At 70.8% G+C, this 20,945-nt stretch carries 20 protein-coding genes; 17 read left to right on the top strand and 3 right to left on the bottom strand.

Annotation, left to right across the window (positions count from 1 at the left end; all coding sequences use genetic code 11):
- The first annotated feature begins 12 nt into the window (after positions 1-12).
- From ACH4D5_RS35590 to ACH4D5_RS35525, 14 genes are all read left to right on the top strand, one after another.
- The gene (locus tag ACH4D5_RS35590) at positions 13-387 is read left to right on the top strand and encodes an FKBP-type peptidyl-prolyl cis-trans isomerase (protein ID WP_398311216.1); all 375 of its coding nucleotides are present in this window, start codon (positions 13-15) and stop codon (positions 385-387) included.
- Positions 388-521: 134 nt separating this feature from the next.
- The gene (locus ACH4D5_RS35585; RefSeq protein ID WP_398311213.1) at positions 522-1,499 is read left to right on the top strand and encodes a helix-turn-helix transcriptional regulator; all 978 of its coding nucleotides are present in this window, start codon (positions 522-524) and stop codon (positions 1,497-1,499) included.
- A 16-nt stretch (positions 1,500-1,515) separates the two neighbouring features.
- Positions 1,516-2,556 carry a helix-turn-helix transcriptional regulator gene (locus ACH4D5_RS35580; RefSeq protein WP_398311210.1) on the top strand — a complete coding sequence of 347 codons (1,041 nt, stop codon included), beginning with the start codon at positions 1,516-1,518 and terminating at the stop codon, positions 2,554-2,556.
- An 11-nt stretch (positions 2,557-2,567) separates the two neighbouring features.
- Positions 2,568-2,828, top strand: coding sequence for a hypothetical protein (locus tag ACH4D5_RS35575; protein ID WP_362993733.1), 261 nt, complete (start codon positions 2,568-2,570; stop codon positions 2,826-2,828).
- Between the two features lie 9 nt (positions 2,829-2,837).
- Positions 2,838-3,035: a hypothetical protein gene (locus tag ACH4D5_RS35570; RefSeq protein WP_398311207.1), complete on the top strand. Its 198-nt coding sequence runs from the start codon at positions 2,838-2,840 to the stop codon at positions 3,033-3,035.
- Between the two features lie 209 nt (positions 3,036-3,244).
- Positions 3,245-3,529 carry a Sec-independent protein translocase subunit TatA gene (gene tatA / locus ACH4D5_RS35565; protein WP_398311204.1) on the top strand — a complete coding sequence of 95 codons (285 nt, stop codon included), beginning with the start codon at positions 3,245-3,247 and terminating at the stop codon, positions 3,527-3,529.
- Positions 3,530-3,624: 95 nt separating this feature from the next.
- Positions 3,625-4,518 (top strand): twin-arginine translocase subunit TatC, encoded by an 894-nt coding sequence (tatC, locus tag ACH4D5_RS35560; protein WP_398311289.1) that lies wholly within the window; start codon positions 3,625-3,627, stop codon positions 4,516-4,518.
- Between the two features lie 17 nt (positions 4,519-4,535).
- A complete protein-coding gene (locus tag ACH4D5_RS35555) occupies positions 4,536-5,426 on the top strand; it encodes a diacylglycerol kinase (RefSeq protein ID WP_398311201.1) in 891 nt (296 codons plus the stop codon).
- Between the two features lie 54 nt (positions 5,427-5,480).
- Positions 5,481-8,291 (top strand): DEAD/DEAH box helicase, encoded by a 2,811-nt coding sequence (locus tag ACH4D5_RS35550; protein ID WP_398311198.1) that lies wholly within the window; start codon positions 5,481-5,483, stop codon positions 8,289-8,291.
- 351 nt (positions 8,292-8,642) lie between these two features.
- On the top strand, positions 8,643-10,247 hold the full coding sequence (locus ACH4D5_RS35545) for an ATP-binding protein (RefSeq protein WP_398311195.1): 1,605 nt from the start codon (positions 8,643-8,645) through the stop codon (positions 10,245-10,247).
- Positions 10,244-10,651 (top strand): roadblock/LC7 domain-containing protein, encoded by a 408-nt coding sequence (locus ACH4D5_RS35540; protein ID WP_055556816.1) that lies wholly within the window; start codon positions 10,244-10,246, stop codon positions 10,649-10,651. Before ACH4D5_RS35545 ends, ACH4D5_RS35540 begins: the two co-directional genes overlap by 4 nt.
- Complete coding sequence (locus tag ACH4D5_RS35535; protein WP_398311191.1) at positions 10,648-11,061, top strand: DUF742 domain-containing protein; 414 nt, start codon at positions 10,648-10,650, stop codon at positions 11,059-11,061. Before ACH4D5_RS35540 ends, ACH4D5_RS35535 begins: the two co-directional genes overlap by 4 nt.
- Positions 11,042-11,665 carry a GTP-binding protein gene (locus ACH4D5_RS35530; protein WP_398311188.1) on the top strand — a complete coding sequence of 208 codons (624 nt, stop codon included), beginning with the start codon at positions 11,042-11,044 and terminating at the stop codon, positions 11,663-11,665. Before ACH4D5_RS35535 ends, ACH4D5_RS35530 begins: the two co-directional genes overlap by 20 nt.
- A 61-nt stretch (positions 11,666-11,726) precedes the next feature.
- Entirely contained in the window at positions 11,727-13,208 is a 1,482-nt protein-coding gene (locus ACH4D5_RS35525; RefSeq protein WP_398311185.1) for a cytochrome P450, read from the top strand.
- 6 nt (positions 13,209-13,214) lie between these two features.
- Here the strand turns inward: ACH4D5_RS35525 and ACH4D5_RS35520 are convergent, their stop codons facing one another.
- Entirely contained in the window at positions 13,215-14,159 is a 945-nt protein-coding gene (locus tag ACH4D5_RS35520) for an RluA family pseudouridine synthase (protein ID WP_398311182.1), read from the bottom strand.
- Positions 14,160-14,352: 193 nt separating this feature from the next.
- Between ACH4D5_RS35520 and ACH4D5_RS35515 the strand changes: the two genes are divergently transcribed.
- Positions 14,353-14,955, top strand: coding sequence for a GNAT family N-acetyltransferase (locus ACH4D5_RS35515; RefSeq protein ID WP_398311179.1), 603 nt, complete (start codon positions 14,353-14,355; stop codon positions 14,953-14,955).
- A gap of 27 nt (positions 14,956-14,982) precedes the next feature.
- Here the strand turns inward: ACH4D5_RS35515 and ACH4D5_RS35510 are convergent, their stop codons facing one another.
- Positions 14,983-15,819, bottom strand: a complete 837-nt coding sequence (locus ACH4D5_RS35510) for a siderophore-interacting protein (RefSeq protein ID WP_398311176.1) — start codon at positions 15,817-15,819, stop codon at positions 14,983-14,985.
- Positions 15,820-15,870: 51 nt separating this feature from the next.
- Entirely contained in the window at positions 15,871-16,809 is a 939-nt protein-coding gene (locus ACH4D5_RS35505) for a 5'-3' exonuclease H3TH domain-containing protein (RefSeq protein ID WP_398311287.1), read from the bottom strand.
- A 287-nt stretch (positions 16,810-17,096) separates the two neighbouring features.
- Between ACH4D5_RS35505 and ACH4D5_RS35500 the strand changes: the two genes are divergently transcribed.
- Positions 17,097-18,167 (top strand): glycine betaine/L-proline ABC transporter ATP-binding protein, encoded by a 1,071-nt coding sequence (locus tag ACH4D5_RS35500; RefSeq protein WP_398311173.1) that lies wholly within the window; start codon positions 17,097-17,099, stop codon positions 18,165-18,167.
- Positions 18,160-20,772: an ABC transporter permease/substrate binding protein gene (locus ACH4D5_RS35495; RefSeq protein WP_398311170.1), complete on the top strand. Its 2,613-nt coding sequence runs from the start codon at positions 18,160-18,162 to the stop codon at positions 20,770-20,772. Before ACH4D5_RS35500 ends, ACH4D5_RS35495 begins: the two co-directional genes overlap by 8 nt.
- Positions 20,773-20,945: the final 173 nt, after the last annotated feature.

Below are 20,945 nucleotides of genomic sequence, written 5' to 3'. Positions count from 1 at the left end.
AGGAGCATTTTCGTGAGCATTGACAAGCCCGAGGTCGACTTCCCTGTCGGCGAGCCGCCGGCCGATCTGCAGATCAAGGACATCTGGGAGGGTGACGGGCCGGTCGCCAAGGCGGGCGACTTCGTCAAGGTCCACTACGTGGGCGTGGCCTTCAGCACGGGCGAGGAGTTCGACGCGAGCTGGAACCGCGGCAACCCGCTGGAGTTCCAGCTGGGCGCCGGCCAGGTCATCTCCGGCTGGGACCAGGGCGTGCAGGGCATGAAGGTCGGCGGCCGGCGCGAGCTGACCATCCCGGCCCACCTGGCGTACGGCGACCGCGGTGCCGGCGGCGGCCGCATCGCCCCGGGCGAGACGCTGATCTTCGTCTGCGACCTGGTCTCCGTCTGAGGACGTCCTTGACCTGATCCTTTCGCCGAGGGTCCATGCCTGTCCGGCATGGGCCCTCGGCTTTTGCCCCGACACCCCGGGGCGGTACGGTCATCGGTCGGAAGCACAATCTGAACAGCCGAGAAAGGGCGTCGATGGCCATTGCCAAGGCCGAGCGGCTGATGAATCTTGCGCTGTGCCTGCTCGGGACCCGGCGGCCGCTCAGCAAGCGCGAGCTTCGGGACTCCATCGAGGCGTACGTCGAGGCCTCAGGGGCGGGAGGCCGGGCGGCCGGATCCGACGACTCCTTCAACCGGATGTTCGAGCGCGACAAGGACGATCTGCGCGAGCTGGGCCTGGTCATCGAGACCGTGGAGAACCTCGAGGGCGAGGTCGGCTACCTCGCACGCCGCGACAGCAACCGCCTGCCGCCCATCACTCTCGACGCCGAGGAGGCCGCGGCCCTCGGCCTGGCCGCCAAGGTCTGGCAGCAGGCCAGGCTCGCCGGCGCCGCCAGCGGTGCCCTGCAGAAGCTGCGCGCCGCGGGCCTGCCCGAGGGCGTGGACCCGTACGGTGCGCACAGCGCCCTGGAGCCCAGGATCCCCGCGCACGAGGCGGCCTTCGAGCCGCTGATGCTCGCCTGCCGGGACCGCCGTCCCGTCGTCTTCGACTACCGCAAGGCCACCGCCGCCCGCCCCGAGCAGCGGCACGTGGAGCCCTGGGCGCTGGAGTGCTGGCGCGGCCACTGGTACCTCGCGGGCTGGGACCGCGACCGGGGTGCCGAGCGGGTCTTCCGGCTCTCCCGGATCACCGGAAAGGTGCGCGCCCGCGCGGGGAAGTACACGGCGGACGTCCCGGACGTCGTCACGGTCCGTGAGACTGTCGCAAGCTGGGCGGGGGAGACCGCCGACCGCACCGCTCTGATCCGGCTGCGCACGGACGCCGGCTACCCGCTGCGGGCCAAGGCCGTCGCCGTGCGGGAACTGGGCGACGGCTGGGCGGAGTTGGAGATTCCGTACGGCCACGGGCTGGATGCCTGGCTGGTGGAGTTCGGGCCCGACGTGGTGGTCCTGGAGCCCGCCGAGCTGCGGGCCGACGTCGTGGACCGGCTGCGCGCCGTGGCCAAGGGCTGAGGGGAACGGAAGACCAATGGCCTCGAACGCCATCGACCAGACGCGGCGGATGCTGTCGCTGGTGACCTATCTGCGCGAGCGCCCCGGCGCCCACGTCGGCGACGTCGCCCGCGCCTTCGGCATCACCACCGACGAGCTGATCTCCGACCTCGACGTGCTGCCGATGTGCGGGACCAGCTTCCGCGGCGGCGACCTCCTCGACATCGACACCGACGGCGACCGCATCTGGTGGCACAACCCCGACGACGTCGCGGCCCCGCTGCGGCTCGCCGCCGACGAGGCGACCGCCCTGCTCGTCGCCGCCCGCGCCGTGGCCACGCTGCCCGGCCTGCGCGAGAGCGACCGCCTCGCGCTGCTGCGCGCCACCGCGAAGCTGGAGACCGCGGCGGGCGAGGCGGCGGGCGCCAGCTCGCGCCTCTCGGTGACCTTCGAGTCCGAGGGCGGCGTCTTCGCCGACGTCGACCGGGCCATCTCCGAGCGCCGCAGGCTCTGGATCCGCTACTACTCACCCGCCCGCGACGAGGTCACCGAGCGCGAGATCGACCCGATCCGCCTGGTGAGCGTCGGCCACACCTATGTGGAGGCGTGGTGCAGGCGCTCCGAGGCGCGGCGCACCTTCCGCCTCGACCGCGTCGCCGAGATCAAGATCCTCGACGAGCCGTCCGCGCCGCCCGAGGTGGAGCTGCGCGACCTCTCCGAAGGCCTCGTGCAGCCCGCCGCCGAGGACCCGGAGGTCGTCGTCGAGGTGGGACCCGGCGGTCGCTGGGTCGCCGAGTACTACCCGCACGACAGCGCCGAGGAGCTGCCCGACGGCGGTCTGCGGATCACGCTGCGCACCCCCGAGCCCGCCTCGCTGCGCCGGCTCGCGCTGCGGCTCGGCAGGGACGGCCGGATCGTCTCCCCGGCGCAGCTCGCGGAGAGCGCACGGCAGGCGGCACGGGAAGCCCTCGAGGCGTACGACAGGGATGTCGAGACGTACGACAAGGGCGTCGAGACGTACGAGAGGGACGTCGCGGCGTACGAGAGGGACCACGACAGTCAGGAGCAAGGGCGTTGAGCACACCGACGATGTCCGGGCTGCCCGGGGTGCCGGCGCAGCCGCGGCCCGCCCCCGTCTTCTTCACGGCCGCCTGCCCGGACTGCCGCGCACGCTTCGAGCTCTCCGCCGGGGCGCTGCGGCTCGCGATCGGCGCCAGCCGCCGCACCACCTTCTACTCCTTCACCTGCCCCGAGTGCGGGGCCGCGGTGCGCAAGCCCGCGGGGGAGCGCATCGTCGAACTCCTCACCCGCGGCGGGGTGCGGACGCTGCGTCTGCACTCGACCGTCTAGGCTCGGCGCATGTTCTGGGCGATGCTCGCGATCGCGGCGGGCTTCTTGGGCCTCGCCGTCCTCGGCGTACTGGCGGTCAGGGTCTTCGTGGAGGCGCAGCGCCTCGCGCGTCAGGTGACCGAGACCACAGGGAAGATCAACCGGGCCGCGGAGGACCTGGAGAAGGCCGCGGCCCGTGTGGCCGATGCGGGACGAGGGGTTCTTTAGGGTTCGCGACCTGTCAACTCCCCGAGAGGGGCGGGTACGCTGCGGACACGGCCCGGGATCGAGGCGGGGGCCGCACTCGGAGTATGCGCGGGGATTGCCGAGCGTTTACCCCGGGGGGTTACGATCGCTGTCAGCGCGGGAGATCGGATGTATGTCCGGTCTGCCGGGCAACCAGACTCCTGTCGCCTCGGTGAAGAAGGTATACAGCTATGGGTAGGCTCGGCCCCACCGAGATCATTCTCATCCTCGTCATCATCGTCCTGCTGTTCGGAGCCAAGAAGCTGCCCGACATGGCGCGCTCCCTCGGCAAGTCGGCCCGCATCCTCAAGAGCGAGGCCAAGGCCATGAAGTCCGAGGGCAAGGACGACACCGCCGCCCCGGCCGACCCGCCGAGCGACCCCGCCCTCCAGAAGCGCACGATCCAGGCTGCCCCCGGCGACGTGACCAGCTCGCGCCCGGTCACCGAGCCGACCGACCGCACGACGCAGCGCTGATCCAAGGCCGGCGACGACGGCCGGCCTGCCGCACGAGATGAGGACGTGGGTTGCTCAAGTCTGCCCGCAAGAAGGAGAAGGACCCCGAGGGGCGGATGTCCCTCGCGGAGCACCTGCGCGAGCTCCGCAACCGGCTCGCGAAGGGGCTCCTCGCCATCACGGTCGTATCGATCGTGGCGGCTTTCTACAGCCAGGACCTGATGGAGTTCCTGGCTGATCCGGTGCCGCGCTGCAAGCCGGGCATGGACCCGACGGGCGGCCACTGCGCGAAGGTGACGTTCAACGACCTGCTGTCGCCCTTCACCACCACGGTGAAGGTCAGCCTCATGGTCGGCATCATCGTGTCGAGCCCGGTCTGGCTGTACCAGCTGTGGGCGTTCGTCGCGCCCGGCCTGCACAAGCACGAGCGGAAGTACACCTACTGGTTCGTCTCCGCCGCCGTGCCGCTCTTCTTCGGGGGCGCCTGGCTGGCGTACACGATCATGCCGGTCAGCATGCGGGTCCTGATCAGCATCACGCCCGACCAGGCCGAGAACCTCCTCGCGATGGACAAGATCCTCGACTTCACCGTCAGGATGGTCCTCGTCTTCGGCATCTCCTTCGAGCTGCCGCTGCTCCTGGTGATGCTCAACATGACGGGGATGGTGACCGGCCGCCGCATGCTCACGTGGTGGCGCGGCGTGGTCATGGGCGTCTTCATCTTCGGCGCCGTGGCGACCCCGACCACCGACCCCGTCGGCATGATCGCGCTCGCGGGACCGATCGTCGTCCTCTACTTCATGGCCGTCGGCATCTCGTTCCTGAACGACGCGCGCCGCCGTCGCAACGACCCGGACGCCGAGCTCGACGACGACGAGGCCTCCGACATCGACCTCACGCCAGAGGCCGTCGGCGAGGTCGAATCGGTGCGGTCGCCGCAGGCGCTGCCGGAGCAGGCGGGCACCGGCCGGGCCGATCATCGTGTGAACGGTTTCGACGACGTGACCTGACCTTGTAGGGTCCGGCCGTGACCAGCGAGATCACCCTCTTCGTCAATCCCACCGCGGGCCGCGGCCGGGGCGCCCACGCGGCGCAGCCGGCCGCTTCCGCGTTGCGGGCCCGCGGCTTCTCCGTGCGAACGGTCATCGGTGAGGACGCCCCCGACGCGCTGCGGCGGGCCCGCGAGGCGGTCGACGGCGGCACGGGGGCGCTGATAGCCGTCGGCGGCGACGGCATGGCGAGCCTCGCGCTCCAAGCCGTCGCCGGGACGCGCACCCCGCTCGGGGTGATCGCGGTCGGGACCGGCAACGACTTCGCGCGGGCCCTCGGCCTCCCGGTGCGCGACCCCGCCGCCGCGGGGGAGACCGTGGCCGAGGCGCTCAAGGGGGCGCGCACCCGCGACGTCGACCTGGGCAGGGCCGGCGGGACCTGGTTCGGGACGGTGCTCGCCTCGGGCTTCGACTCGCGCGTCAACGACCGGGGCAACCGGATGCGGTGGCCCACGGGGCGCTTCAAGTACGACCTCGCGATGGTCGCCGAGCTGGCCGCCCTCAAGCCGATCCCGTACCGCGTCACCCTGGACGGCGGGGACGTCCACGAGGTGGAGGCCACGCTGGTCGCGGTCGGCAACGGACCGTCGTACGGCGGCGGCATGCGGATCTGCGCCGGCGCCGACATGGGCGACGGTCTCTTCGACGTCACGGTGGTGGGGGCCTGCAGCCGTACGACGCTGCTCAAGGTCTTCCCGCGGGTCTACAAGGGCACGCACCTCGACCATCCGAAGGTCACCGTGCACCGCGCGGCCAGGGTCGAGCTCGCCGCGCCCGGTGTCACCGGTTACGCGGACGGGGAGCCGCTGGGCGCGCTGCCGCTGACCGCGGAGTGCGTGCCGGGGGCGGTGCGGGTCCTGGCCCCGTGAGCCGACGATAATGATCGTCCGTTGTCAGTGGTGGCCGGTAGTCTCGAAAGCACGATGACAGAGGACCTCTCACCGGCCGAGCGGTATGCGGCGGCGCGCAAGCGCGCTGCCGAGCAGGCCACCGCGCTCGCGTCCTTCCGCGAGATGTACGAATTCGGCCTCGACCCCTTCCAGATCGAGGCCTGCCAGGCGCTGGAGGCGGGCAAGGGCGTGCTCGTGGCCGCCCCCACGGGCTCGGGCAAGACGATCGTCGGCGAGTTCGCCGTGCACCTCGCGCTCCGCCAGGGCAAGAAGTGCTTCTACACCACGCCCATCAAGGCGCTCTCCAACCAGAAGTACGCCGACCTCTCCAAGAGATACGGCGCGGACAAGGTCGGCCTGCTCACCGGCGACAACAGCGTCAACAGCGACGCCCCGGTGGTCGTCATGACCACCGAAGTCCTGCGGAACATGCTGTATTCGGGCTCGCAGTCGCTGCTGAACCTCGGCTATGTGGTCATGGACGAGGTGCACTACCTCTCGGACCGCTTCCGTGGCGCCGTCTGGGAGGAAGTGATCATCCACCTCCAGGAGTCGGTGACGCTGGTCTCCCTGTCGGCCACCGTGTCGAACGCGGAGGAGTTCGGCGACTGGCTCGACACCGTCCGCGGCGACACCGAAGTGATCGTCTCCGAGCACCGGCCCGTGCCGCTCTTCCAGCACGTGCTGGCCGGGCGCCGGATGTACGACCTCTTCGAGGAGGGCGAGGGCCACAAGAAGGCGGTCAATCCGGACCTCACACGCATGGCGCGCATGGAGGCCAGCCGCTCGTACAACCCGCGCGACCGCCGCAAGGGCAAGATGATCCGCGAGGCCGACCGCGAGCGGGAGCGCCGCCAGCGGTCGCGGATCTGGACGCCGGGCCGCCCCGAGGTCATCGAGCGGCTCGACGCCGAGGGCCTGCTGCCCGCGATCACGTTCATCTTCAGCCGCGCGGCCTGCGAGGCCGCGGTGCAGCAGTGTCTGTACGCGGGCCTCCGGCTGAACGACGACGAGGCGCGGATGACGGTCCGCGAGATCGTCGAGGAGCGCACGGCCTCCATTCCGAACGAGGACCTCCACGTCCTCGGCTACTACGAATGGCTGGAGGGGCTGGAGCGCGGCATCGCGGCGCACCACGCGGGCATGCTGCCCACCTTCAAGGAGGTCGTCGAGGAGCTGTTCGTGCGCGGCCTCGTCAAGGCCGTCTTCGCCACCGAGACCCTCGCGCTCGGCATCAACATGCCCGCGCGCAGCGTGGTCCTGGAGAAGCTCGTCAAGTGGAACGGCGAGCAGCACGCCGACATCACCCCGGGCGAGTACACACAGCTGACCGGTCGTGCCGGGCGCCGCGGCATCGACGTGGAGGGCCACGCGGTGGTGCTCTGGCAGCGCGCCATGAGCCCCGAGCACCTGGCGGGCCTCGCGGGCACCCGCACGTATCCGCTCCGCTCCAGCTTCAAGCCGTCGTACAACATGGCGGTGAACCTGGTCGAGCAGTTCGGGCGGCACCGCTCGCGCGAGCTCCTGGAGACGTCCTTCGCGCAGTTCCAGGCCGACAAGTCGGTCGTCGGGATCTCCCGTCAGGTGCAGAAGAACGAAGAGGGCCTGGAGGGCTACAAAGCCTCCATGACCTGCCACCTGGGCGACTTCGAGGAGTACGCGCGGCTGCGCCGCCAGCTGAAGGACCGCGAGACGGAGCTCGCCAAGCAGGGCGCCGCCCAGCGCAGGGCCGCTGCCGCCGCCGCGCTGGAGAAGCTGAAGCCGGGGGACGTCATCCACGTCCCCACGGGGAAGTACGCGGGCCTCGCGCTCGTCCTCGACCCGGGCCTGCCCGCCGGGCGGGCCAACGGCCACCGCGGCTTCGACCACGTGGACGGGCCGCGCCCGCTGGTGCTCACCGCCGAGCGGCAGGTCAAGCGGCTCGCGTCGATGGACTTCCCGGTGCCCGTCGAGGCCCTGGAGCGCATGCGCATCCCCAAGTCGTTCAACGCCCGCTCGCCGCAGTCCCGCCGCGACCTGGCGTCCGCGCTGCGCACCAAGGCCGGGCACATCGTCCCCGACCGGCACCGCAAGGGGCGCGCGGCGGCCGCGGACGACCAGGAGATCGCACGGCTGCGCACCGAGCTGCGCGCCCACCCCTGCCACGGCTGCGACGAGCGCGAGGACCACGCCCGCTGGGCCGAGCGGTACCACCGCCTCAAGCGCGACACCGCGCAGCTGGAGCGCCGCATCGAGGGGCGGACGAACACCATCGCCCGCACCTTCGACCGCATCGTCGCGCTCCTCACCGAGCTCGACTACCTCCGCGGTGACGAGGTCACCGAGCACGGCAAGCGGCTCGCCCGGTTGTACGGCGAGCTGGACCTGCTGGCCAGCGAATGCCTGCGCGCCCGCGTGTGGGAGGGGCTGAACCCGGCGGAACTGGCCGCGTGCGTCTCGGCGTTGGTGTACGAGTCGCGGGTCGGTGACGACGCGCTCGCGCCCAAGCTGCCGTCCGGGGCGGCGAAGGCGGCGCTGGGCGAGATGGTGCGGATCTGGGGCCGCCTGGACGGTCTTGAGGAGGAGTTCAAGATCAGTCAGGCCGAGGGTGTGGGGCAGCGCGAGCCCGACCTCGGTTTCGCCTGGGCGGCGTACATGTGGGCGAACGACAAGGGCCTCGACGAGGTGCTGCGCGAGGCCGAGATGCCGGCCGGTGACTTCGTGCGCTGGTGCAAGCAGGTCATCGACGTCCTCGGCCAGATCTCCGCGGCGGCGCCGCGCGAGGGCAGCACGGTCGCGAGGAACGCCCGCAAGGCCGTCGACCAGCTCCTGCGCGGTGTCGTGGCGTACAGCTCGGTGGGCTGAGACAGCGGCATCGGCTGAACACGGGCGCGTTCCTCGACCGACCGGTCGTCGGACGCGCCCGTTCCGTATGCCCTTCCGACGTTACTCCATGTGTTCGAAGGGTTGCGAGGCGTGCAAAAGGGGAGAGTGTATGCCCCTCGGCGAGCCCTTTGCAGGGGGTTGCCGAATATGACTCGGCGATGATTTCGGCGGACTAAGCTCGCCCGGAGCGCGGCGAGTTGAAACGAGTTGCGATACATTCGCGCGCTTGTTCCCAAATCTTCCGTTAGTTCGTTTCGTCATCCCCGAAAACATGTTCCGTCATCGTCCGAAGACGTCATATCCCCCAAGACGAGTGTTCAGAGGGCATACATGGTGAGTGTTCAATCGCCTCCCGGTGGCCGAGAAGTCCCTTACGCGCGCGTGTTGTTGTTGCCCGCCATGCTGATGGCGGCGGCGACCGGAGCCGCCGTCGCCTCGGTGGCGGCGCCGGCCAGGCCCGCCGTCGGCTGGTGCGGCGCCGTCGCGACCCTCATGGTCGTCGCGGTCGGCGCCGAGGCGGTACGCCGCGGCCGGACCGTCCGGAGGCAGCGCACGCAGTACGCACAGCGACTCGCCAACCTCGAACGGCGCATCGCATCCCACGACGACGAGACCGTCCGCCTCGGCCGGGAGATCCTGCCCGACGCCGTCTGGCGGCTCCGGCAGGGCGAAGCGCCCGCGGAAGTGATCCGCAACGTCGTCGACAAGAGCGAGGCCTACCGCGAACTCCCCGACTCGCAGCGGGACTTGCTCCGCTCCGTCCTCGACACCCTGGACCACGAGGAAGCGATGCGCGAGTCCGCGCAGCGCGCCTTCGTGAACATCGCCCGGCGCGTCCAGTCGATCGTCCACCAGCAGGCCGCCGAACTGCGCGAGATGGAGGAGTTCCACGGCCGCAACCCCGAGGTCTTCGACGACCTCCTGCGCATCGACCACGGCACCGCCCTGATCGGCCGGCTCGCCGACTCCATCGCGGTGCTCGGCGGTGCCCGCCCCGGCCGCCAGTGGCCCAAGCCCGTACCGCTGTTCAGCGTGCTGCGCGGCGCGATGTCCCGGATCCTCGACTACCCGCGCGTCGAACTGCACTCCATCGCCGACGTCGCCATCCACGGCACGTCCGTCGAGCCCCTCATCCACGCCTGTGCCGAACTCCTCGACAACGCCACCCGGTACTCGCCCCCGCAGACCAAGGTGCACGTCACCGCCGTCGAGGTGCAGACCGGCATCGCCGTCGAGATCGAGGACGGCGGCGTCAGCCTCAGCGAAGAGGCGCGGGCCCGGGCCGAGCGCATGCTGGCCCAGGCACAGGCCGGCATCGACCTCAACGACCTCGGTGAGACGCCCCGCCTCGGCATGGCCGTCGTCGGCCGCCTCTCGCAGATGTACAACCTCCAGGTCTCCCTGCGGCAGTCCGCGTACGGCGGGGTCCGCGCGGTGCTCATCGTGCCGCGCGAGATGATGACCACCGGGCCCGCGCCCGGCCTCGCCCACGGCATCGGCGCCTCCGCCGTGCCGCGCGTGGACAACGCCGGACGGACCATCGAGGAGCCCGCCCGCAACATCCGCCGCAAGAAGCCGCGCGTCGTCACCGCGGGCCCGCCGCTGCGCTCCCCGCTCACCGCGACCGCGACCGTGGAGGACGACGTCCCCGAGGTCACCGAGTGGACCTCCGGCGGCCTGCCGCAGCGCCGCAGCCGCGTCAAGATCTCCCTCAAGGAGCGGTACGCCCAGGAGGCCGAGGCCCAGCGGATCGCCGAGGCCCACGCCGCCGCCACCGCGCCGCCCCCGCCCGCGCCCAAGCGGGACGAGCCCGAACCGGGCCTGTGGATCGAGGCGTTCATGAAGGGCGTCAAGGGAGAGAACCAGCAGGACGGCTCCGACCCGGTGCCCCCGCAGAACAACCACGGCAGCGCCGACGAGAGGGACTGGCAGTGATCCAGCAACGCGCCAACTTCGACTGGATGCTGAAGGAACTCGCCGACGGGGTGCCGCAGACCCGGCAGATCGTGGTGCTCTCCGCCGACGGCCTGCGCATCGCGCGCTACGGCGGCGACCCCGACGCGGCCGACCGCATCGCCGCGGCCTGCGCGGGGCTGCAGTCCCTCGCCGCCGCCGTCGCCACCGAGATCCCGCACAGCGACGGCGGCATGAAGATGGTCATCATCGAGATCAACGGCGGCTACTTCTACCTGATGGCAGCGGGCGCGGGCGCCTACCTCGCCGTGCTCGCCGACGAGACCGTCGACGCGGGCCTCATCGGCACCCGCATGCGCGACCTCGTCGTCCGCATCGGGGCACACCTGACGAGTCCGCCCAGGCGTGACGGGCAGGCCGTATGACTCCTCCGCAAGACTCCTCCCACGGCTCGGAGCGGGGCGCGGACCCGCCGGACCACGGCACGCCCCCGCAGCGGGAGCGCCGCGGCCCCGAGAACCCGGAGCGGCTGTACATCCTCACCGGCGAGGACTCCGAGCGGGCCCCGCTCGACCTCGTCACCCTGATCGTCGCGCAGGGCGAGGCGTCGCCCATGGCCCAGCCGGAGCACTCCGCGATCCTGCGGCTGTGCGCGACCCCGCTGTCCGTCGCCGAGCTCTCGGCCTACATGGCGCTGCCGTTCAGCGTCGTGACCGTCGTCCTGACGGAGTTACTGGCGACCGACCTCGTCCAGGCGCGCGCTCCCATCGTCCGCTCCGCGCTCCCCGACCGATCCCTCCTCGAAGCGGTGATGCATGGACTTCAGAAACTCTGAGACCACCGACACGATCTCCGGCCCGCGCAGCGAGGACGTCCTGCCGCACACCGCCACGGCCGCCGTGAAGGTCGTGATCGTGGGCGGCTTCGGGGTCGGCAAGACGACGATGGTCGGCTCGGTCAGCGAGATCCGCCCGCTGACCACCGAGGAGACCATGACCCAGGCGGGCATCGGGGTTGACGACAACTACGGCTCCGAGTCCAAGACGGCCACCACCGTGGCGATGGACTTCGGGCGCATCAGCATCTCCGAGGAGCTCGTCCTCTACCTCTTCGGCACCCCCGGCCAGGAACGCTTCTGGTTCCTGTGGAACGGCCTCTTCGAAGGCGCGCTCGGCGCGGTCGTGCTCATCGACACCCGCCGCCTCGAAGTCAGCTTCGACGTGATCGGCCGTCTGGAGGAGCGCGGCGTGCCGTTCGTCGTGGCCGTCAACGACTTCCCGGACGCGCCCGTCCACCCGGTCGAGACGCTCCGCAGGGCGCTCGACCTGGAACCGGCCGTGCCGATCATGGCGTGCGACGCCCGCCGCAGGGAGTCGAGCCGGGACGTCCTGATGACCCTGATGCGCTATCTCCACTCCCTGACGGTGACCCGCGTCTGACCGCGCCCGCACCCCGTATCCAGCAACCCGGAACCCTTCAGCGAAACCCGGAGCGACGACCGTGACGACTCCTGCCTCCCCCTCCTGGCCCGGCACCGACGACCCGACCGCCGGGCCGCCCGTCGGCTGTCCCGCCCACGGCCTCGGCCCCGGCGGCCTGCGCAGGCTGTACGGCCCCGAGGCGGACGCCGACCTCGCGGGCCTGTACGAGAAGCTGCGCGCCGAGCACGGCGCGGTGGCGCCCGTGCTGATCCACAACGACGTGCCGATGTGGGCGGTGCTCGGCCACAGCGAGAACCTCCACATGGTGCGGACCCCCTCGCAGTACACGCGTGACTCGCGCCGCTGGCGAGCGGTGCAGGACGGCTCGGCGGGGCTCGACCACCCGCTCGCGCCCGTCTTCACCTGGCAGCCGATGTGCAGCTTCGTCGAGGGCGACGAGCACCAGCGGCTGCGCGGCGCGGTCACCGGCGCCATGTCGGGCATCGACCACCGCGGCATCCGCCGCTACATCAACCGCTACACCAACCACCTCCTCAACGACTTCTGCCAGGACGGCCGCGCCGACCTCGTCAGCCGGTTCGCCGAGCACCTGCCGATGATGGTGATGTGCCACGTCCTCGGCATGCCCGAGGAGTACAACGAGCGCATGGTGCAGTCCGCCCGCGACATGATCAAGGGCACCGACACCGCCATCGCCAGCAACGCGTACGTGATGGAGGTCCTGATGGGGCTCGTGGCGCGGCGCCGCGCCAACCCCGAGGAGGACTTCACCAGCAACCTCATCGCGCATCCCGCGCAGCTCACCGACGACGAGGTCGGCGCCCACCTGCGCCTGGTGCTCATCGCCGCGTACGAGGCCACCGCCAACCTCATCGCGAACGTCCTGCGGATGGTCCTCACCGACCCGCGCTTCCGCGCCCAGCTCAGCGGCGGCCAGATGACGGTCCCCGAGGCGGTCGAGCAGTCCCTGTGGGACGAGCCGCCGTTCAGCGCGATGATCGGTTACTTCGCCAAGCAGGACACCCAGCTCGGCGGGCAGCGGATCCGGGCGGGTGACGGCCTGATCATGGGCATCGCGCCGGGCAACGTCGATCCGGTCGTACGGCCCGATCTCGCCGCCAACATGCAGGGCAACCGCTCGCACCTCGCGTTCGGCGGCGGGCCGCACGAATGCCCGGGCCAGGACATCGGCCGCGCCATCGCGGACACGGGTGTCGACGCGCTCCTGATGCGGCTGCCGGACGTCGAACTGGACATCGACGAGAGCGAGTTGCGGTGGACGTCGACGATCATGTCCCGGCATCTGGTGGAGCTGCCGGTCAAGTTCGCGCCGCGGCCCCCGCAGGACGTGACCGCCCGCCCCTCGGCGCAGGTGCCGACGCCGCGCAGGGACTGGCAGGTGTCGTCCCCGCCGCCGCGCAGGCCGGAGACCGCCGCCCCGGTCGCACAGTCGGCGGCCGCCGCCCAGGCCGCGAGCCCCGAAGCCGCCCGGCCCAAGGGCGCCTGGCAGCGCTTCCTCACCTGGTGGCGCGGCTACTGACGGCTGCTACCGCGCCCAGGTGTCGTACGCGGCCCAGGAGCCCAGTGTCCGCCCGCTGACGAAGCGGTGCGCGACGCCCGTGACCGGATCCGTGAACTCCAGGACGCGCGCCAGGAGTTGCAGGGGCCGCCGGAAGTCGTCCGGCGGCACGGGTCCGGCCACCACGGGATAGACCGGGTCGCCGAGGATCGGCAGGCCCAACGCGTTCATGTGGACGCGGAGTTGGTGGGTGCGGCCGGTGTGCGGGGTGAGGCGGTAGCGGCCGAGACCGGCGCGGTGCTCGACGAGCTCGATCCGGCTCTCGCTGTTCGGCGGCGCGCCCGCCACCTCGTACGCCGCGATGATCCCGCGCTCCTTGACGATGTGGCTGCGTACGGTCCGCGGGAGCGGCACGTCCGGGTCGTACGGGGCCACGGCCTCGTACTCCTTCTGCACGCGGCGCTCGCTGAACAGCGTCTGGTACGCGCCGCGTTCCTCGGGCCGCACGGTGAACAGGAGCAGTCCGGCGGTCAGCCGGTCCAGGCGGTGCGCGGCGCCGAGCGTCGGGATGCCGAGTTCCTTGCGCAGCCGGGCGAGGGCGGTCTGGGTGACGTGGCTGCCGCGCGGCATCGTCGCGAGGAAGTGCGGCTTGTCGACGACGACGATGTGCTCGTCGCGGTGGACGACGTCGAGGGCGAACGGCACGGGGACCTCCGGGCGGAGGTCCCGGTGGAACCAGACGAAGGCTCCCGGCGCGTAGGGCGCGTCGGCGGGCACCGGTGTGCCGTCCGCGCCGACGATCCTGCCGTCCCGCAGCATCGCGTCGACGACACCCGGCCCGGCCGCGAGCCGCTCCACCAGGTGGTCGCGCACGGTGGGCCACGCTCCGTCGGCCGGCAGTCTGACCCGGGTGGGGTCGACGCCGTCGCGCTGGGGGAGCGGGGCGGGCGGGATGCGGGGCTTGCGTGTCATCAGGGGGTCAGCGTACGGGGCGGCGCACCGGGGGAGGACGGCGCAGGTCACGGGGCGGGCGGTGGTGACGGGGTGCGTTCGTGGGGCTGTGGGGGCGGATGGTGTGCGGGGCGCGCGGGTGCGGGACCCGGGGGCTCATGTGCGCCCCGGAAATCCACTGCCGCCACCTGGGCCCCGCTGGCACGATGCGCCCATGCCTTTCAAGATCTCCGACATCGTCGCGGCCGGCACGCTCGCCCGCCGTCCGCAGCCGACGCTTCCCGTCGCGGGGGGCGGCCTGGTCGTCCGTCCCTGGGAGACGGAGGACGCGCCCGCCGTGTACGAGGCGTTCCAGGACCCGGTGATGCAGCGCTGGCACGCGCGCGTGGCCGACTCCGAGAGCGAGGTGCGGGGTTGGATAGAGGGCTGGCGCAGGGCCTGGGCGGACGAGCGCGACGCGTACTGGGCGGTCGCCGACGCCGACACCGGCGAGGTCGTCGGCCGGGTCGCCCTGCGGTGCATCGTCCTCGGCGACGGCCAGGCGGAGGTCGCGTACTGGACGATGCCGTCGGCACGCGGCCGCGGCGTCGCCCCCCGCGCCGTCGCCACGCTCACGGACTGGGCCTTCGACGAAGTGGGCCTGCACCGCCTGGAGCTGACCCATTCGACGGCCAACGAGGCGTCCTGCCGCGTGGCCCTGAAGACGGGCTTCACACCGGAGGGCACGAAGCGGAGTGCGCTGCTCCACGAGGACGGCTGGCACGACATGCATCTGCACGCCCGTATCAGGGATGACGGGCCCGTCGCCTTGGTGTGACGTGGGTCAGGCTTGGTGTGACGCGGGTCAGGCCGCCCGCTCCTGCTCCGCCTCCACCTGGGCGTTCCACTCGCGCTTGGAGGCCTGCCAGCCGTCTTCGTTGTGGCCGAGGCGCCAGTAGCCGGAGATGGAGAGTCGCTCACGCGGCACCTCGCGTTCCACGCGGAGGTAGCGGCGCAGCTCCTTCACGAAGCCTGCCTCGCCGTGGACGAAGGCGTGGAGGTCGCCGTCGGGGAACTCCAGTGCGCGGACGGCCTCGACCAGGAGCCGGCCGACCGGGCGGTCGCCGCGGTGCAGCCAGACGATCTCCGCGTCCGTCGCGATCTTCTGCTCCTCCGCGGGGCCCTCGACCTCGATGAAGATGCGGGCGACGGCTCCCGGGGGCAGCGCCTCGGCCGCGGCGGCGATGGCGGGCAGGGCGCTCTCGTCGCCGGCGAGGAGGTGCCAGTCGGCGGCCGCGTCAGGGGCGTACCCGCCGCCGGGGCCGAGGAAGCGGACCGTGGCGCCCGGCTCGACGTCGCGCGCCCACGGTCCCGCGAGGCCCTCGTCGCCGTGGATGACGAAGTCGAGGGCCAGCTCGCGGGTCTCGGCGTCCCACCAGCGCACCGTGTACGTCCGCGTCACCGGCCACTGCTCGCGCGGGAACTCCTCGCGGATGCGCTGCATGTCGAAGGGTTCCGGGTAGGTGACGCCTTCGGCGTCGAAGAGCAGCTTCACGTAGTGGTCGGTGCACTCGCCCGCCGTGAACTCGGCGAGGCCCTCGCCGCCGAGGACCACGCGCTGCATGTGCGGGGACAGCCGTTCCGTGCGCACGACCTGTGCGACGTGGGCCTTCGGTGCTTTGCGTGCCGGACGTTCTGCCATGGCGACGGCCTCCCCTGATCCACAATACTTAGGTTTACCTAAGCTAACACCTCAGGTGTGCAGGGTGGAGAGAAGCCGCGTCAGCGAGCCGCCGAGGCCCCAGCGGGCCGCCAGCTCGTCCAGGGCGGCGGGGTCGCGCGGTTCACGGGGGAGCGCGAGGTCCACCTCCGGCAGGGGGACGTCGTGTGCCACCCGCACGACCTTCGGCGCGACCGCCACATATGCGCGGGACTCGTCGAGCCGCTTGCGCTGCGACGGCGTGAGCTTCGACTTCGGGTCGTCGACGGCGGCCATGATCCCGGCCAGGTCGCCGAACGCGTCCAGGAGCTTGGCCGCCGTCTTCTCGCCGATGCCGGGCACGCCGGGCAGCCCGTCGCTCGGGTCGCCGCGCAGCAGCGCCAGGTCCACATAGCCGGGACCGTCCACGCCGTACTTCTCGCGGAGCCACGCCTCGTCCGTCGTCTGGAGGGTGCCGACGCCCTTCAGGGGATAGAGGACGCGGATGCCGCGCTCGTCGTCCACCAGCTGATAGAGGTCGCGGTCGCCGGTGACGATGTCCACGGGGCCGGTGGCGCGGGCCGCGAAGGTGCCGATCACGTCGTCCGCCTCGTACGCCTCGACGCCGACGCGGGCGATGCCGAGCGCGTCGAGGACGGCCTCGATGACCGGCACCTGCGGGGCGAGGGTGTCGGGGGTCTCCTCGGCGTCCGGGCCCTGCGGGACCTCCTCGGCGACGCGGTGCGCCTTGTACGAGGGGATGAGCTCGACGCGCCAGTGCGGGCGCCAGTCCGCGTCCATGCACGCGACCAGGTCGTCCGGCCGGTGGTCCTGGACGAGGCGGGTGATGAAGTCGAGCAGTCCGCGCACGGCGTTGACCGGGGTGCCGTCCGGCGCCTTCACGGACTCCGGGACGCCGAAATAGGCCCGGAAGTAGAGGGACGCCGTGTCGAGGAGCATGAGCCGTCGAGTTCGCTGAGTCACATCGCGCATCATGCCGCACGGCACCGACAGCGCGACCGCGCAGCGTACGGAGCCCCCGGCCGCGCCGTCGCGACGAGACGGCCGCGTTGCGCATCGCGCCCTGCCGTGCCGAGAACGCAACGGATGTGAACTGGATCACTCCTTGGTTTGCTTCGCGTAAGTGGGGGCAGGGGCGCACCCGGAGCGAACCCGGTCGCGTATTCAACTTTTCGATCGGTAAGCGGGCAGATGTCGCATCGCTCCACGGCCCGCCGGCGGGGGAGGCGGGCCGTCTTGGTTCAACCCGAGAGGTGTATGTGTCCAGGCTGCAGGCCGAGCACTTGTACAAAGTGTTCGGCAGACGACCCGATGACGCGGTGGAGAAAATCCGCCACGGAGCCGACCGAGAGGAGCTGCGCGCCGACGGCACCACCGCTGCCGTGATCGACGCCTCCTTCGAGGTCGAGCCGGGCCAGATCTTCGTCGTCATGGGTCTCTCGGGATCCGGCAAGTCCACGTTGCTGCGCATGCTCAACGGACTGTCGGAGCCGACGGCCGGTCACGTCCGCTTCGACGGTCAGGACCTGACCGAACTGAGCGCCCGCCAGATGCGGGAGGTGCGCTCCAAGAAGATCAGCATGGTCTTCCAGCACTTCGCGCTCTTCCCGCACCGCAGCGTTCTGGAGAACGCCGGCTACGGCCTCGAGGTGCAGGGCGTCCCGCGCGCCGAGCGCGAGAAGCGCGCCACCGAGGCGCTGGAGCTCGCGGGCCTCAAGGGCTGGGAGAAGTCCTGGCCCGACGAGCTGTCCGGCGGCATGCAGCAGCGCGTGGGCCTCGCCCGCGCGCTCGCCACCGACGCCGACCTGCTCCTCATGGACGAGTCGTTCAGCGCGCTCGACCCGCTGATCCGCCGCGACATGCAGGACCAGCTCCTGGTGCTCCAGAAGCGGCTGAAGAAGACCATCGTCTTCATCACCCACGACCTCAACGAGGCCATGCGCCTGGGCGACCAGATCGCCGTCATGCGCGACGGCCGCATCGTCCAGATCGGCACCGCCGAGGACATCCTCGTCACCCCGGCCAACGACTACGTCGCCGCGTTCACGCAGGACGTCGACCGTTCCCGCGTGCTCACGGCGGGCGCGATCATGGCCGACCCCGACGAGGACTTCGTGATGGCCGACGCCCCGGCGACGGTCACCGAGGACACCCCGATCATCGAACTCTTCACGCCCTGCTCCACCAGCGGTGTGGCGGTCGCCGTGACCGACGCCGACGGCAAGCTCGTCGGCGTCGTGCCGCGGGCACGGCTGCTGGCCGTACTCGGCGAGCCGATGGCCCCCGAGGACGAGCCGCAGGAGAGCAAGAAGGTGGTCAGCGGTGCCTAGGATTCCCTTCGGCGAGTGGGTCAACGACACCGTTGACTGGCTCCTCAGCCACATGTCCTGGCTGTTCGACTTCTTCAAGACCGTCTTCCAGGGCGCCTACGACGGCATAGCCGACGTGCTCCAGGCGCCCGAGCCGCTGCTGCTCGCGGGCATCTTCGCCGTCATCGCGTTCTGGCTGCGCGGCGTGGTCGCCGGTGTGCTGACCTTCGCCGGCTTCGCGTTCATCGTCTCGCTGGAGCTGTGGGACCACGCGATGATGACGCTGGCCCTGGTGCTCGTCTCGACGATCATCGCGCTCGTCATCTCGGTGCCCGTGGGCATCTGGGCGGCGCGCTCCAGCACGGTCAGCGGCATCGTCCGCCCGGTCCTCGACTTCATGCAGACGCTGCCGGCGATGATCTACCTCATCCCCGCCATCCTCTTCTTCGGGATGGGCGCCCCCGCGGGCATCGTCGCCACCCTGATCTTCGCCCTGGCCCCCGGCGTCCGCATGACGGAGCTGGGCATCCGCCAGGTCGACAAGGAACTGGTCGAGGCCGCCGACGCGTTCGGCACCACCCCGCGCAACATCCTGCTGCGCGTCCAGCTGCCCCTCGCCCTGCCCACGATCATGGCCGGCGTCAACCAGGTCATCATGCTGGGCCTGTCCATGGCCGCCATCGCGGGCATGGTCGGCACGGAGGGCCTCGGCGCAGACGTCAACGAATCCATCGGCCAGCTCAACGTGGGCCTCGGCTCCGAGGCGGGCATCGCCATCGTCATCCTGGCGATCTACCTGGACCGGATGACCGGCGCCCTCGGCACCCAGGTCTCCCCGCTGGGCCGGCGCGCCGTCGCGAAGCTGCGGGCCGCGCAGGGCCTGAACATCTGGACCTACCGTCCGCAGGCCGCCGTCGCGGTCGTCGGCGTGGTCGTCCTCGCCCTCATCGCGGGCGGCATGGGCATCTTCGGCGGCTCGAAGTCCGAGGACACCGCCACGGACGCGAAGAACGTCGGCCAGGGCAAGAAGCTCAACATCGGCTACATCCCCTGGGACGAGGGCGTCGCCTCCACCTTCCTCTGGAAGGAGATCCTGGAGCAGCGCGGCTTCAAGCCGCAGACCAAGCAGCTGGAGGCGGGCCCGCTCTACACCTCCCTGGCGCAGGGCAGCATCGACTTCCAGACCGACGCGTGGCTGCCGACGACGCACGCCGCGTACTGGAAGAAGTACGGCGGCAAGCTGGAGGACATGGGCTCGTGGTTCGGCCCGACCTCGCTGGAGCTCTCCGTGCCCTCGTACGTGAAGGGCGTCGACTCGCTCGAGGACCTCAAGGGCAAGAGCGGCAAGTTCAAGGGCAAGATCGTCGGCATCGAGCCGAGCGCCGGCATGATGGGGCTCCTCAAGGACAAGGTCCTCAAGGAGTACGGCCTCGACAAGGAGTACAAGGTCGTCGACGGCTCCACGCCGGCGATGCTGGCCGAGCTGAAGCGCGCGTACGCCAAGAAGGAACCGATCGTCACCACGCTCTGGTCGCCGCACTGGGCGTACAGCGACTTCGACCTGAAGAAGCTCAAGGACCCGAAGGGCGCCTGGGGCAAGGGCGACGGCGTGCACTCGCTGGCGCGCAAGGGCTTCTCCGACGAGAACCCGCTGGTCGCCAAGTGGCTCAAGGACTTCAAGATGAGCGAGAAGCAGCTCACGGGTCTTGAGGCGGAGATCAACAAGGCGGGCAAGGGCAAGCAGCAGGAAGCCGTCCGTGCCTGGCTGAAGAAGAACCCCGGCGTCGTCGACAAGCTCGCCCCGCTGCCGGACGACTCCACGCCCGCCGAGGCGAAGCGTCCGCTGAACGCCGCGTACTTCGCGTGGGACGAGAACATCGCCGTCACCAATCTGTGGAAGCGCGTCCTGGAGAAGCGCGGCTACAAGATGAAGCTGACGCCGGCCGACGTCGGCCCGGTCTACACCGCCCTCGCCCAGGGCGACCTCGACCTGGACCTCGACGCCTGGCTGCCCACGGCCCAGAAGCAGTACTGGGACAAGAACAAGGCGAACCTCAAGGACCTCGGCTCCTGGTACAGCCCGACGTCGCTGGAGATCGCCGTCCCGTCCTACGTCAAGGACGTGAAGTCGCTCGAGGACCTCAAGGGCAAGGGCGACAAGTTCAAGGGCAAGATCATCGGCATCGAGCCCGGCACGGGTGTGATGACGGCGCTCAAGGACAAGGTGCTCCCCGGCTACGGCCTCGACAAGGAGTACAAGATCGTCCCCGGGTCTACGCCGGCGATGCTCTCCGAGCTGAAGTCGGCCTACGCCAAGAAGGAGCCGGTGGCGGTCCTGCTCTGGTCGCCGCACTGGGCGTACAACGAGTACAAGCTCACCAAGCTGAAGGACCCCAAGGGCGGCTTCGGCAAGGGCGACACGATCCGCACGATCTCCAGCAAGAAGTTCCCCGAGCAGTACCCGCAGCTCACGAAGTGGCTCAAGGACTTCAAGATGAGCGAGCAGCAGCTGGCCAGCCTGGAGAACGAGATCAACAAGGCGGGCAAGGGCAATGAGCCCAAGGCCGTCGACGCCTGGCTGAAGAAGAACCCCGGATTCGAGCAGAAGATGACGGCAGCGAAGTAGAGCCGGCACCTTTCCTCTCCCCGAGGGAACCTTTCCTCTCCCGGAAGGGGTGGGCCTCGCCTTGTGGCGAAGCCCACCCCTTCCGACGTTCCCCGGGGGCCGCCCACTCCATAACCTCGACTGGGCCCATCCCGAACACATACCTGAACGTGAGATCCCACCCGTGAGACCCC

Source organism: Streptomyces sp. NPDC018029, assembly GCF_044327655.1.
Lineage (GTDB): Bacteria > Actinomycetota > Actinomycetes > Streptomycetales > Streptomycetaceae > Streptomyces.
The sequence above is the reverse complement of the archived record's forward strand: the minus strand, read 5'-3'. Positions and strand labels throughout refer to the sequence as shown.

Bases quoted from the DNA above. Each gene is read 5' to 3' on its own strand.
- ACH4D5_RS35585 (WP_398311213.1), top strand. From the start codon at position 522: ATGGCCATTGCCAAGGCCGAGCGGCTGATGAATCTTGCGCTGTGCCTG.
- ACH4D5_RS35510 (WP_398311176.1), bottom strand. From the start codon at position 15,819: ATGGCAGAACGTCCGGCACGCAAAGCACCGAAGGCCCACGTCGCACAG.
- ACH4D5_RS35530 (WP_398311188.1), top strand. From the start codon at position 11,042: ATGGACTTCAGAAACTCTGAGACCACCGACACGATCTCCGGCCCGCGC.
- ACH4D5_RS35570 (WP_398311207.1), top strand. From the start codon at position 2,838: ATGTTCTGGGCGATGCTCGCGATCGCGGCGGGCTTCTTGGGCCTCGCC.
- tatA (WP_398311204.1), top strand. From the start codon at position 3,245: ATGGGTAGGCTCGGCCCCACCGAGATCATTCTCATCCTCGTCATCATC.
- ACH4D5_RS35580 (WP_398311210.1), top strand. From the start codon at position 1,516: ATGGCCTCGAACGCCATCGACCAGACGCGGCGGATGCTGTCGCTGGTG.
- tatC (WP_398311289.1), top strand. From the start codon at position 3,625: ATGTCCCTCGCGGAGCACCTGCGCGAGCTCCGCAACCGGCTCGCGAAG.
- ACH4D5_RS35545 (WP_398311195.1), top strand. From the start codon at position 8,643: ATGGTGAGTGTTCAATCGCCTCCCGGTGGCCGAGAAGTCCCTTACGCG.
- ACH4D5_RS35575 (WP_362993733.1), top strand. From the start codon at position 2,568: ATGTCCGGGCTGCCCGGGGTGCCGGCGCAGCCGCGGCCCGCCCCCGTC.
- ACH4D5_RS35550 (WP_398311198.1), top strand. From the start codon at position 5,481: ATGACAGAGGACCTCTCACCGGCCGAGCGGTATGCGGCGGCGCGCAAG.
- ACH4D5_RS35535 (WP_398311191.1), top strand. From the start codon at position 10,648: ATGACTCCTCCGCAAGACTCCTCCCACGGCTCGGAGCGGGGCGCGGAC.
- ACH4D5_RS35520 (WP_398311182.1), bottom strand. From the start codon at position 14,159: ATGACACGCAAGCCCCGCATCCCGCCCGCCCCGCTCCCCCAGCGCGAC.
- ACH4D5_RS35515 (WP_398311179.1), top strand. From the start codon at position 14,353: ATGCCTTTCAAGATCTCCGACATCGTCGCGGCCGGCACGCTCGCCCGC.
- ACH4D5_RS35505 (WP_398311287.1), bottom strand. From the start codon at position 16,809: ATGCGCGATGTGACTCAGCGAACTCGACGGCTCATGCTCCTCGACACG.